Here is a 13303-nt window from a genome sequence, read left to right as displayed (position 1 = left end):
ATGGCTGTTAGAATGGGAATGCAAACTGTAAGTCTTGATAGTAAACCAAGAATAATTAGTACTTACAATGTAGTTGGTCCAAAAGAGGGAGAGGGACCTCTAAAGGATTATTTTGATCAAATTTTGAAAGATGATATGTTTGGCTGTGATACCTTTGAAAAAGCAGAAAGTAAAATTCATTATACTGCTGTATCGTCCTGTATTAAAAGAGCAAATTTAAAAGAAAGCGATATAAACTATATGTTTAGCGGAGATTTATTAAATCAATTATTTTCATCTGGTTTTATGGCTAGAGATTTAGATATACCTTTTATGGGTATTTATGGAGCTTGTTCAAATATGACACTATCAATGAGTATGGCTGCAATGTCTATAGAATCGGGCTGTGCAAATTATTCTATAGCTTCAACTTCCTCCCACTTTTCTTCAGCAGAAAGGCAATTTAGATTGCCTCTTGAAATGGGAAGTCAGAGAGCGCCAGTTTCACAGTGGACCGTTACAGGAGCAGGGGCTATGGTTATTACTAAAAATGATGATAAAAGCAAACCATATATAACTCATATAACTACAGGAAAAGTCAAAGATTATGGAATTACAGATCCAAATGAGATGGGAGCAGCTATGGCACCAGCGGCAGTGGATACATTGAAGCAGCACTTTATAGATACAGGCAGAAACCCAAATTATTATGATATTATAGCTACAGGTGATTTAGGTAAGGTGGGGAAAAAAATCACACAAGAATTACTTTTAGAATATGGTTATGATATTAGTTCAAACTATATTGACTGTGGTGATGAAATTTTTGATTCTGAAAGACAAAATACTTACTCTGGTGGGAGTGGATGTGCTTCTTCCGGTGCGGTTATGACTGGATACATATATAGAAATATGCTTACAGGTAAATTTAAAAAAGTATTATTAATTTCTACAGGTGCACTGTTAAATTCTACTTCTCCATTACAAGGTGAAACAATACCAGGGGTTGCTCATGCAGTGGCTGTAGAGATCGGAGGAGAGTAGATATGAGTGATTACATAGCTGCATTTATAGTAGGAGGAATTATATGTGTTATAGGACAAATATTGATGGATACAACTAAGTTAACTCCTGGTAGGATATTAGTTATATTTGTTACAGGTGGTGTAATACTTCAAGCATTTAATATATATGAGAAAATAGTTAAAATAGGAAAAGCTGGTGCTACTGTACCACTACCGGGTTTTGGATATTCACTAGCTAAAGGAGTTATTGAGGAAGTTCAAAAGGAAGGATTTGTAGGTATTTTTACAGGAGGAATAAAAGCAACAGCTGGAGGAGTAACTGGTGCAATTGTTTTTGGGTATATAATGGCATTATTATTTAATCCTAAAACAAAATAAAAAGTTGGCAAATTGATTTGCCAACTTTTTATTTATTAAAATTTTATATAATTAGATATGGTATCTATAAATTTAGTAAAAGATATATTTTTAAATACACTACCTATAGTTGAAGATTGATGAAAATTCATAGTTTGTAGGTTAGATCTTTGAAACTCATTATTACTATTTATATCATTTTCATTAATTTCTTCATCTTTGTCTTTATCTTTATCCTTGTCTTTATCCTTGTCTTTATCTTTGTCCTTGTCCTTGTCTTTATCTTTGTCTTTATCTTTGCCCTTATCTATAGTGCCATATTTAGTTGGATCCTTTTCTGTTGGTAATACCCATGGAGAATCTTGAAGATAGACTGATGGATAATAGTCTCTTGTTATAAAGACGCGTCTTTCAATTCTATCTTTTGGAGTATTTTCAGACGGTAAGTAGTATCTTCCATCTGCACCTTTAACAACATCAGCTTCCACATGGACATCGTCTAAGGTTGTTGGTTGAGTACCAGAAATAAACAATTCTGAGTAAACTCTGTCGCCTCTAGGATCTCTATAGGATAGATCTGTTGGAAGTGTACCAGAATCTCTAGATACATCTACATTAATTACACCAGCAGGCCTATCAATTTCTTTATATGGTAAATCTCTATGAGCAATTGCCATTATTTTTCCCCAAAGAGCAGAAGGATTATCACTATTCATACCTTCAATCTCGGTATAATCATCATTACCCATCCAAACTGCACAAGAATAATAAGGTGTTAATCCTGTAAACCAAAGGTCTTTAGAATCAGAAGATGTACCTGTCTTACCTCTTGCAGGCATATTACCAAAATTAGCACTAGGACCAGTACCTATTATAGGTTCTTTAAGCATATCAAAAATTATATATGCTGTTTCAGGAGATATAACTTTATTACTTTCAAGTTTATTTTCTAAAATAGTTTTACCATTTCTATCAACAACTTTTGTGTATAATCTTGGCTTCGTAACTGTTCCATTATTTCCAAAAGCACCATAAGCGCTTGATAATGCTAATGGATTAGTTCCAGATAAAGCACCACCATCCAATTGACCTAATGCTAGTGCAGCCATGCTACTTTTATCTTCATCATCAAGATGAATACCAAATTTAGTACCATATTCTGATGCTAAATCTAGACCAATAGCATCACCAATTCTAACGGCTATTGTATTAGCAGAAACTCTAATTGAATCCCTCATAGTAACATATCCCCTATACATATCAGGGCTATTTTTAGGGTCATATGGTGGGTCACCATACTTTGAGCCCATTTCTGTTGGAATAGGTGCATCTTCAAAGGCTGATCCAGCAGTTAACTTTTGAGAATCAATTGCTGGTGCATATATTGTAAGAGGTTTCAAACTAGAACCTGGTGCCCTTAAGAAATTGTCAGATGCAGCTCTATTATAAGAATTTGCAGGCTGATCACCACGTCCACCAATTATACACTTAACTTCACCATTTTTATAATCCATAATTACAGCAGAAGCTTGAAGATTAGGATTCATATATGGAGAAATTAATTCGCCATTTTCATCATCAATAACTTTTTGAACTTCATCTTGTAAAGCTTTATCCATTGTAGTGTAAACTCTATAACCACCATACATTAATTCATCATAAGCTTTTTCTTTATTATACCCATAGACAGCCATTAAGTCTTTAGCAACTTCCTCAATAACAGGTCTTGAGAAATATTCATAGTTCATTTTGTTGTTAGATTTTAATGAGAACTTAAATAATAAATCTTCAGCCATTGCTTGATCATATTCCTCTTGACTTATAGCACCTGTTTCAAGCATTTTTCCTAAAACTGTTTTTGTCCTAGGGGAGTCAAAAGGCGTATTTTCCTTATAATTTCTAAATGCATTTGCAAAAGAAACTGAGGGGTTCTGTGCAGCACCAGCTATAAAGGCTGCTTGCTTAATTGTTAATTTATCAACGGATTTACTAAAGTACATCTTAGAAGCAGCTTCGATTCCATGGGCACTACCACCTAAGAATATAGTATTCATATAGGATTCTAATATCTGCTCTTTAGTTAAATATTCTTTCTCTAATTTGTAAGCTAAGTACATTTCTTGAACTTTTCTTTTAATTGAGGTTCTATTATTTAAAGAGTCCTCTAAAAAATACCTATATTTAACTAATTGCTGAGTTATTGTTGATGCACCTTGTAGACTTCCGTCAGATAGCCCTAAGGCAATTTTTACGTCTGCAACAAAAGCACCACCAAGTCTTCTAAGATCTATACCTTTATGAGAATAAAATCGCTCATCTTCAATACTTATAAAGGCATCTTTTAAAATTTTAGGTACTTTATCTATAGATATAGAAATTCTTTTTTCAGGGGTATTAAATTCATCAATTAATATACCTTTATTATCATATATTGTAGAAGTTTCTTCTACTTCTAGAAATTTTTGAACATCTATTTCAGGAGCAGTTTTTATCATTCCATAGCCCACTCCAGCACCTATTGCAATAGATCCTAATAATACAATAATAAGTGTTATATATATACCCTTAAATATTTTAGAACGGGTTTTTTTACGAGAACGCTTTTTTTTACCGTCACCCTTTTTCTTTTCACTCATAAGGTTTCCTCCTTAAGATTCTATTAGACATCTTAAATAAAATAACTATTTAAATATGCTTAGGTTATTTTGTATCAAACAAGAACTCTAGTCTTATTGATACCAGCGATATCAATAAGAGTAATAAAGTAAGTATGGTGCAGAATAACTTAACATACTAATTAGTTATTTTTGAAAATGTCTCACTTTAATTATGTTTTTTTGTATTATACCATAATATAAAGAATTAATAAAATCTATAATAAATATTCTTCAAATGAATAATAGTACATATAATTAATTATTACTAATTTATTACAATGTAAACCATATTTTGGAAAAAATGTTTTAGGAGATATAAAAAATATGAAAATAAAAGCAAAATTTAAAATAATATCAGTTATAGTTTTTATATGTACTGTGCTAATAGCTTTTCTTTATTACTTTGATGAGGTGATAGTCCCTAACATTATGGTAATATGTGATGGAGAGATGAGGGCAAAAGCTACAGATATAATTAATAAATCAATTATTGAAGAATATATAGATCAATTTAAATATGATGAAATTATTAATTTTGAGAAAGATTTAGAAGGGAATATAATTCTCTTAAAGGCGGATACTCTTAAAATGAATAAAATTGCTACAGATGTATCTTTAAGAGTACAAAGAGAATTAAAAGAGATTGGACAAGTAGGCATAGAGTTTCCTATAGGATATATAACTAAGAATAATTTATTATCTAATTTAGGTCCTAATATTACTGCAACAATGCAACCTGTTGGACATGTGGAAACTAGATACATTTCAGATTTTGAAAGTGCTGGTATTAATCAAACAAGACACAAAATATACGTAGAAGTAAAAGCTAAAATAAAGGTGGTTTTACCAATAGGGTATAATGAGGTAGAAGTAGTTAGTCAATTACCTATAGCAGAAACAGTGATTGTAGGGAAAATACCAGAAACTTCTGTGCAACTAGATTTAAATAGTGGAAAATAAGTTCAAGTGAGGTTGAGTTAAAATAAATTTAAAGGGAAAATATGAATAATTATTTGTTATAAATTTTTATTAATATGGATACTTATTAGGATACTGAGAAATAGAATTTATCCTAATATTCATATTAATTTTAAGATTAATATATATTATTCCATATCATTAATGCATCCAAATGGGTGCATTTTATGATGGGATTTATTGGAATATTCTTAATTTTCTATAGGTTTTTATAAAACTAAAATAATTTGTAAAGTTTATTAAATTTTTCATGGGTTTAGTAAAAGAATTATTGTCTAAAGCTTATGAGATAATAGTTTTTATATTTTAAACTATTTGTGCAAAGTATTAAAATTTGATATATTATCTATATATAACTAACAACTAAGTCTTGTTCTTAGTTATGTACTTAGGGGGGGAGACATGGAAAAAATATATATTATGCTTACTTTTACAGGAACAACTCTTTCTAGAGCCATAAGAATATATACTAGAAATGACTATTCCCATACATCTATAGCTTTAGATCCAGGGTTAAGTGAAATGTATAGTTTTGGAAGAAAAAGACCTAAAAATCCTTTTATAGGAGGATTTATTAAAGAGAAAATTGATGATGGTGTTTATAAAAGGTTTTGCAATACTGAATGTATAGTTTACTCAATGGATGTTACATTGGAACAGTATGAGAAGGTAAAAGAGATTATTAAAGAGTTTGAAGAAGAGCAAGATAAATATAGATACAATTTTTTAGGTGTTTTAGCAGTGGCTTTTAAAATGTCTTTAGAAAGAAAATATCATTATTTTTGTTCACAATTTGTATCAGAAGTTTTAGAAAGAAGTGGTATATTTAATTTTGAAGGCGAATTTACAATGATTAAGCCAGCAGATATACAAAACCTAGATAAATTAAATGTTGTTTATAGAGGACTATTAAGAAATTATACAAATTCTAATGAATTAAATTTTAATACTGATGCGGTTTAAAATTAACTTATGATATAAATATGAAAAGCATCTAAATTTAAGATATTTTTTATTAAAAAAGAAAAAATAACTAGTGTGCTGACTAGTTATTTTTTAGGTCTTTAAATGAAAAAAACTGACAACAACTTAGTATTGTTATCAGTAGAAAAATAATATTAGTTCTCTTCCCAATTGAATACGTATGGAATATTTCTATAATAATCTCCATAATTAAGCCCATATCCAACTACAAATACATCTTCAATTTCAAATCCACAATAATTTGGTGTAATATCTATTTTTCTTCTAGATGGTTTATCTAAAAGAGTACAGCATTTTACAGTATTAGCACCTAGTTCTTTCATATGATTCATAACAAATTCCATAGTAATACCACTATCAACTATATCATCAACTATTAGCACATCATATCCTTCTATATTATCAGGTACATCGTTTACTACCTTAACAGTTCCAGAAGATTGCTCATCATGTCCATAGCTTGATGTAGTCATAAAGCCTATTTTTGTTGGAACTTGAATTTTTCTAACTAAGTCAGCGGCAAATATAAAACTTCCTCTAAGAAGTGAAAGGACATAGAGTTTTTTACCTTCATAATCTTTAGATATTTCAGAACCAAGTCTCTCTAAAGCTTCATCGATTTGCTCTTTTGAAATTAATACATTTACTTTTTTATTTTCCATAGAAATCACGTCCCTTAAATAATATTTACAATAATGGACAGTATGGTGAGAAAGTCCATTAACTCCGTATAGATTAATATTGAATTTTAATTCATTAAAAGATTCATTAAAAATTAAAAAAATTTTCTATTATGTTCGTTGCTTTTTTACATGTTTTCACTTACATGAGAATATATTCTCAATGTCTATTCAACATTATGTTTAAGAAATTTAGTGATAGTCACAAAATCTACTTAATTAGCTGTAAGTCCAGTAGTATAAGTGTAACTTACCTCATCTACTATAATATCATACCTCCTTAATTTGAATAATTGATTTAAGTAGTACTGCACGAATCTGTATTTTAAAATTAAAAAGCCTATTATTTATATTAACAATTTTTTTACCATCTTTCAATTCTTTTAAATATTCATATAGAAGTTTTCACATAGGTACTGTTCAATATAAGTTTTATCTTTTTAAAGTTAAAAATCTATATTAAGATTTTTAATCGTCTTTTTCTTTAGCATTGCGTTATTTTTACTAAATGATTATTTACATGTCTATATAAATAAAACTATCTAAAAAGTTAATATATAGTCTACCGTTTAAATATTTCAATTTACAAATTTAGGCGATAGACAATTAAGAAAGGATAATTGACAATTATTGTTAAAATTAGTTTTAATCAAACTAGTTTCTTAAATAGATTTTTTAATAAAAGTGATTGTGTCACTTGAAAAAGAAATCAATTGAGAACTTCTCTTATAAAGGATGATAATAGTATAAAGATTCTGCTAGATAATAAATAGAAAAGCTAAAAATGTAGTTATAAGAAAAGCAGAGGAAAAAATAGTATAAATATGTAGGGTTTATTGGAATCTAAGAAAGAACTATATGGAGCTGCATTAAAAAATTTTCAAAGATGGTATAGATATAGAAGCAAGGAAGGTTATTCTAGGCATAAGTATCTTAGAAGAGGAAAGCATAACAGTAAAAGTAGAATAAGGAGGTAACGCTAATGAAAAAATCGGAAAGTATAAAAGAGCTAGCTTCAGCCTTAAAAGATTTTCAAGCGGAAGTTAAAAATCCCAAAAATGTAGCGAATAATCCATTTTTTAATAGTAAATATGCTCCATTAGATGAAGTTATAAATACAGTTAAAGAACCTTTAAGTAAACATGGTTTATCTTATATACAAATGCCTAATAGTGAAGATGGAAATTTGGTGGCTATAACAACTATGTTATTACATGAGAGTGGAGAATGGATAGAAAGTGAACCCTTAAAATTAAAGAGCGATAAACCTACAGCACAAGGTTCAGGAAGCTCAATTACATATGCTAGAAGATACCAACTATCAGCTATGTTGGGTATAGCAAGTGAAGATGAGGACGATGGTAGTACTACTACATCACACACTATATCAGAAGCAAAAGAACCTAAAAAAATTACAAAAGAGCAAGCAGAAGAAATAAGGAACTTATCAAAAGAGAAAAAAATATCAGAAGAATATATTTGTAAATTTAGAAAGGTTAATAAATTTGAAGATTTACAGGAAAATGATTGGAAAGCAGCTATGGAGTGGTTAAGAAAAAAATAAAAAAACTTAGAACGAGATTCAATGTAATAAATGTAATATTGGTAAGAGTTAAGGCAATAATTTTTACCAGCATTTTATCATCAAGTTTAAACTAATTTTATAAGAGAGGAGTAATACTAAATGAGTAATAAAAATTTTATAGGAATGGGTCATAACCCTAATCCAAACGTTCCAGATATCCCAGAGGGTTTTGCAATGGCGCTTTTACAAGAGCCTGACGCAAGAACTTCATTCCAAAATTTGAGTGATGAACAAAAAACAAATGTAATACGATATATACAAAATAACAATTTAACAGGTACTGAAGCAAAAAATAAAATTAACAATGCAATAAAAAATTTAAATAATAACTCAATAGATTTCATAAATATGACCTAGAGTATTTAAATATCTGGAAAATTTCCTAAGATAAGAATTAGAGGTGAAGATATGGAAAAATACAAAAGTGGTGTTGAAATGCCACTAGGCTTAGGAATAGCGCTTGAACAATATAATGCAATGGATTATTTTTTTTCTTTATCACAAGAAGCTCAGCAGCAGATTATTGACAATACTCATAGGATACAATCTAGAAATGAAATGCTAGAGTACGTGCAATCTTTAATAACATCAAAGTGATATAAAAAAGACTTACTTTTAAGTCTAAGTACATTAGCCTTTTCAACCCTAACTTCTTACAAAAGCTATTTTTCTATTATATAGATAAACTACCTTAAAACTTAATGTATATCTCTAAGATATTTTAATTTATAATTCACAATGCAAAATGCACAATTAAGGTGAAATTTATTTTTGAACAAGATAATTTCTTAAATGAATTTTTTAATTATCAATACAATTGCTAGTGTTTTATTGTAGGGGTGAACAGTGTTCGTAAGTTCTTTTTAATATGACTTATAGTTTAATATTTATTCAATAATATATGGCGAATATTGTTGCCCACCAATCAATTTTAAATTTCTCAGTGATAACTGAGAAATTTAAAATTGATTGATGGGCAACGAGCAATGTACTCCAAGTAATATTACGAAAGGAATAATAACAATGAATGATAAGAACTTTATAGGATTAGGGCACAATCCTAACCCAAATGTCCCTGACATTCCAGAAGGTTTTGGATCAGAGCTTTCTAAAGAACCAGAAGCAAGAACTTACTTTGAGAATCTAAGTGATATCGAAAAAACAAATGTGATTAGATATATACAAAGCAATAACTTAACAGGTGATGAGGCTAGAAATAAAATTGGTAATGTAATAAAAAGTCTAAAAAATAATACTTTAGATTCTATTAATTTAATGTAATAAATCTTTATATGTTTATCACTGTCGTTAGAACCAGCTTTTTTTAGTTCCAGTCATATGTGTACTATGAAGTTTAAAGAATGTTAAATAGGCCAACTTATAGTAAAAAGGAATGCATCTATAATATATAATTTAGATGCATTCCTTTTTTAAAAGTTGCTCTTAAATAAAAGGCAAAATTGGTATATTTGAATCTTTTAAATACATATGTAGTTGCCCATCATTATCAACAAAGCACCTTACACTGCGTATTGTAGCATCATACTTATCTAATCTAAATAATTGACTTAAATATATGCTAATTCTGTTAGATACCTATTATAGAATCTTTGGCAAGGTATTGTTCTATATGAATCTTTATTTTTTAAATCTAAAAACCCATAGTTATATTTTTCACTTTTTTACATACTTGTTTCAACTGTTTTACTACTTTAACTAAAAGCTTATTTCAAATTCGCTCATAATATATTGAAAACTGCATTAATTTTTGTTATATAGTTACTTATAATAGAGGTTTTAATCCTTCTTTAATTAACCTGTAACACAATTTTAAATATCCTTTTTGACATTCTACTCAAATAATCTAGTTATTTCTTGTATTTATAACTTAATATCTTTAATTGATTTAACAATTCATTTGCAAAGTCTAATATTTCATCTTCACTCATTGTATTTATGTCAAATCCACCAAAACCCATAACAGATGGTTGTTTTAATATGAATTGCATAGCTTCTTCTGCAGTACTAAATTGATCAATATCACATAATTCTTTGTCAACATCATTTTTACTTATACCTTTATGTTTGGGAGCAAGAGCATTTTTGGCCATATGGTTGATCTTATTTAAAGAATTTATAGCTGCATCTAATTTTTCTTCTGTATTTAATAAATAATCAGTAGAAACTCCAAAATATTTAGCTATTTTAATCAGTACTTCATAACTTGGTTTACGGGCATTTGTTTCATACATTCCTACCATGGAGGTGCTAACATCTATATTTTTAGCTAATTCTTCTTGTGTAATTTCATTTTCTTTTCTTAATTCTTTAATTCTTTCTCCAATCACATTAATCACCTCGACGAATTTTTATCATTATTAGTATTGTAACCGACAGTGATAAAAATATCAATACAACTAATAGTGATATTTAAAGCTATCAATAGTAAATTAAAGAAAATAGTATCCTAATTATCACTAATAGTTATAATAAACCTTGTCCAATATAACTAATGGTTGTAAAATGTAGATATAGAATTTAGAAATCGGGAAAAGAGTAATAAACATATTGCGAACCATATTACAATATTAAAAAAGAAACTGGATTTAATACAGCTAAAGAAGCAGCTAGAAATTTAAATATAGGTAACAGCATGATGTATCAATTATAAGGAGGATATAAATAATTAAGTTATTCATGAGCTTTTAAAATATCAAATGAATTTAAGTGTAGTATGAAAGATATTTTTTTACTCTATATTACAACTAATAGTGATATGAATGAGGTGTAAAGATGGAAAAACTTATTTTAGTTAAAGCTATATCTGAAAGATGGAGCTAGATGAAAGTTCTATAAGCAGATATTTCAAAGAGGGTATTATAACTTCCTGCAAAAGTGTACAAGTTATAGTGTTTTATCCTAAGTATATTGTAAAACTTTAAGGAGAGATTTAGAAAAAACTTCATCCTTAGAAAAAAGGTTTAGATAGAAAATAAAATACTTAAAAAGAAAATAAACGACTAAAAGAAATTTTAAGCAATATTTTTTAGAAGAAAGTTTTAAATTTATTAGTTTACAAGTCTAGATTTATACTCAATTAATGGGAAAATAATCCATTATTACAATGCATTAAATTAATATATGAAAAAAAGATATCAATACGTCAAAATAAAGAAAATGAAGGTGGATATATGATAGAAAGATACAGAAAAGCTCTTGAAGAGGTATTAAGCAATTTAAGGTCGATAGAGGCTCCAAATCCTGGAGATAATTATATAGATGACTCTATAAAAATAATACACGGATTATTGGAGGAAATCACTAATGAAAACAATAGTATTAATTAAATTTCAAAGTTATGTAAAATAATATGGAGCTAGTAAGCTGGCATACTTAAAAAGACTATGAAGCTATTATGAAAGAAGGGCTCGAGAATTAATATAAAATCAAAAAGAATAGAAACAAAAATTACAACTTGTAAAGTATGTCTATTATATATAAGTTCATTTAAGTCATACACAATAAAAAGGAATAATGTGAAATATAATATAGCTATAATGATTCCAAAAATATTAAGACATATTAAAGAAGCTGTTATTTCTTAAATACAAATTCTAAAAATAGGTCTATCATTATCATTGCACATAAAAATGTACAACCTATAAATTATTTAAACTATTAATATTACAGAATTAATTATAAATGAATAAATATGAGCATTAAAAAAATTAGGAAGGTGATATTATTGAATAGTGAAGTTAATATAGACGAAATAATAAATAAAGCTGTAAAAGAAGCTATAAGAGAATATGATAAAGAAAAAATGATTGAAAGAAAAGATAAAAGATTTCATAATACTAGATTGTTATTAAAACACTATAATGATTTAAAAAATCATATTAAGAATGCCATAGATGATATTAATCAAATAAGAGATGAGAGTGATTATCTTGATATATTAGATGACGTAGATGAACTATATATACTTAGTATAAAAAGAAGTAAAACAAAAACTTTAATAATGTTATCTCATATTGATATGGCTTTAGAAATGCTTAAGAATAAGGAAGAAAAATTATGCTCCTTAGAAAAGTATTTAGCTTTAGAAAAATATTATAAAGATGAAAAGAGTTATGAAGATGTAGCAGAAGAATTAAATTGTAGTGTAATAACAGCTAAAAGGTGGGTAAAAGAGATGACTAATGAATTAAGTATATTTCTATTTGGAATAGAGGGTATCAAATTTGATATGATACAATAGTGATATTTTAAAGATATTAATAACATGATAATATGATAGTATAGAAAATTATATTTAAGAGCATCTACTTATGTAGGTGCTTTTTTAGCAGGTATAAGAATATAAATATTATTTGAAATAATACTTATAAATATTATATTAGAGGTGGCAAAAATAACATCACTAAAAAGCTTATATATTGTAGATAGAGAATAGTATAAAATTCAATATGATACAATAGTGATATTTTCTTGATATTTTAAAGATATTAATAACATGATAAGATGATAGTATGGAAAAATATGTTTAGGCATCTTCAAAAAAATAATAGATCAGTATATTAGCCTATTTTCCATCATACTGCGTCATTAGAATCTGCACATAGCGCCACTATGAGCAGGTTCTAACTCCTTGTCTGATAAAAAATATACTAACATCTTTGATCTATTATTTTCCTTCACATGCCTTAAGAGCATCTACTTATGTAGGTGCTTTTTTAGCAGGTATGAAAATATAAATGTTATTTGAAATAATACTTATAAATGTCGCATTGGAGGTGATGAAAATGACATGACTGAAAAGTTTATATATTGTAGCTGGATAATAGCATAGAATTTGATATGATACAATAGTGATATTTTCTTGATATTTTAAAGATATTAGTAACATGATAATATGATAGTATGGAAAAATATATTAAGGCATCTACTTATGTAGGTGCCTTTTTAACACTTATAAAAATATAAGTGCTATTTGGAATAATCCATATAAATGTCGCATTGGAGGTGATGAAAATGACATGACTGAAAAGTTTATAT

14 protein-coding genes are annotated in these 13303 nt (G+C 28.0%); 11 read left to right on the top strand and 3 right to left on the bottom strand.

From position 1 onward, the window contains the following. Positions 1-1023 carry a stage V sporulation protein AD gene (gene spoVAD, locus ACY1IQ_RS01795; RefSeq protein WP_461612331.1) on the top strand — a complete coding sequence of 341 codons (1023 nt, stop codon included), beginning with the start codon at positions 1-3 and terminating at the stop codon, positions 1021-1023. A 2-nt stretch (positions 1024-1025) separates the two neighbouring features. Then, positions 1026-1382, top strand: a complete 357-nt coding sequence (spoVAE, locus tag ACY1IQ_RS01790; protein ID WP_039631240.1) for a stage V sporulation protein AE — start codon at positions 1026-1028, stop codon at positions 1380-1382. A 35-nt stretch (positions 1383-1417) separates the two neighbouring features. Here spoVAE and ACY1IQ_RS01785 read toward each other — a convergent pair whose 3' ends face one another. Next, positions 1418-3997, bottom strand: coding sequence for a transglycosylase domain-containing protein (locus tag ACY1IQ_RS01785; protein ID WP_461612330.1), 2580 nt, complete (start codon positions 3995-3997; stop codon positions 1418-1420). Positions 3998-4342: 345 nt separating this feature from the next. Between ACY1IQ_RS01785 and yunB the strand changes: the two genes are divergently transcribed. Beyond that, positions 4343-4978 (top strand): sporulation protein YunB, encoded by a 636-nt coding sequence (gene yunB / locus ACY1IQ_RS01780; RefSeq protein ID WP_461612329.1) that lies wholly within the window; start codon positions 4343-4345, stop codon positions 4976-4978. 420 nt (positions 4979-5398) lie between these two features. Beyond that, positions 5399-5959, top strand: a complete 561-nt coding sequence (locus ACY1IQ_RS01775; RefSeq protein ID WP_461612328.1) for a hypothetical protein — start codon at positions 5399-5401, stop codon at positions 5957-5959. 155 nt (positions 5960-6114) lie between these two features. On the opposite strand, the gene hpt is transcribed toward ACY1IQ_RS01775, so the two are convergent. Further along, positions 6115-6642 (bottom strand): hypoxanthine phosphoribosyltransferase, encoded by a 528-nt coding sequence (gene hpt / locus ACY1IQ_RS01770; RefSeq protein WP_461612327.1) that lies wholly within the window; start codon positions 6640-6642, stop codon positions 6115-6117. An 854-nt stretch (positions 6643-7496) separates the two neighbouring features. On the opposite strand from hpt, the gene ACY1IQ_RS01765 reads away from it, so the two are divergent. The 5 genes from ACY1IQ_RS01765 (at position 7497) to ACY1IQ_RS01745 (ending at position 9526) form a co-directional block, all read left to right on the top strand. Then, on the top strand, positions 7497-7637 hold the full coding sequence (locus ACY1IQ_RS01765; RefSeq protein WP_461612326.1) for a hypothetical protein: 141 nt from the start codon (positions 7497-7499) through the stop codon (positions 7635-7637). A gap of 5 nt (positions 7638-7642) precedes the next feature. Next, on the top strand, positions 7643-8224 hold the full coding sequence (locus ACY1IQ_RS01760) for an ERF family protein (protein ID WP_461612325.1): 582 nt from the start codon (positions 7643-7645) through the stop codon (positions 8222-8224). 120 nt (positions 8225-8344) lie between these two features. Further along, entirely contained in the window at positions 8345-8602 is a 258-nt protein-coding gene (locus ACY1IQ_RS01755; protein WP_461612324.1) for a hypothetical protein, read from the top strand. Between the two features lie 51 nt (positions 8603-8653). Further along, positions 8654-8842 (top strand): hypothetical protein, encoded by a 189-nt coding sequence (locus ACY1IQ_RS01750; protein ID WP_461612323.1) that lies wholly within the window; start codon positions 8654-8656, stop codon positions 8840-8842. A gap of 375 nt (positions 8843-9217) precedes the next feature. Then, positions 9218-9526 carry a YdeI/OmpD-associated family protein gene (locus tag ACY1IQ_RS01745; protein WP_461612322.1) on the top strand — a complete coding sequence of 103 codons (309 nt, stop codon included), beginning with the start codon at positions 9218-9220 and terminating at the stop codon, positions 9524-9526. Positions 9527-10113: 587 nt separating this feature from the next. Here the strand turns inward: ACY1IQ_RS01745 and ACY1IQ_RS01740 are convergent. Continuing rightward, a complete protein-coding gene (locus ACY1IQ_RS01740) occupies positions 10114-10593 on the bottom strand; it encodes a helix-turn-helix domain-containing protein (protein ID WP_461612321.1) in 480 nt (159 codons plus the stop codon). Between the two features lie 843 nt (positions 10594-11436). Here ACY1IQ_RS01740 and ACY1IQ_RS01735 point away from each other — a divergent pair. Continuing rightward, the gene (locus ACY1IQ_RS01735) at positions 11437-11592 is read left to right on the top strand and encodes a hypothetical protein (RefSeq protein WP_461612320.1); all 156 of its coding nucleotides are present in this window, start codon (positions 11437-11439) and stop codon (positions 11590-11592) included. Positions 11593-11990: 398 nt separating this feature from the next. Next, positions 11991-12506, top strand: coding sequence for a helix-turn-helix domain-containing protein (locus ACY1IQ_RS01730; protein ID WP_461612319.1), 516 nt, complete (start codon positions 11991-11993; stop codon positions 12504-12506). The last annotated feature ends 797 nt before the right edge of the window (positions 12507-13303 follow it).

The sequence above is a fragment of the Clostridium sp. Marseille-QA1073 genome, assembly GCF_054863625.1.
Note: the sequence above shows the minus strand (reverse complement) of the source record. Positions and strands in the feature narration are given on the sequence as shown.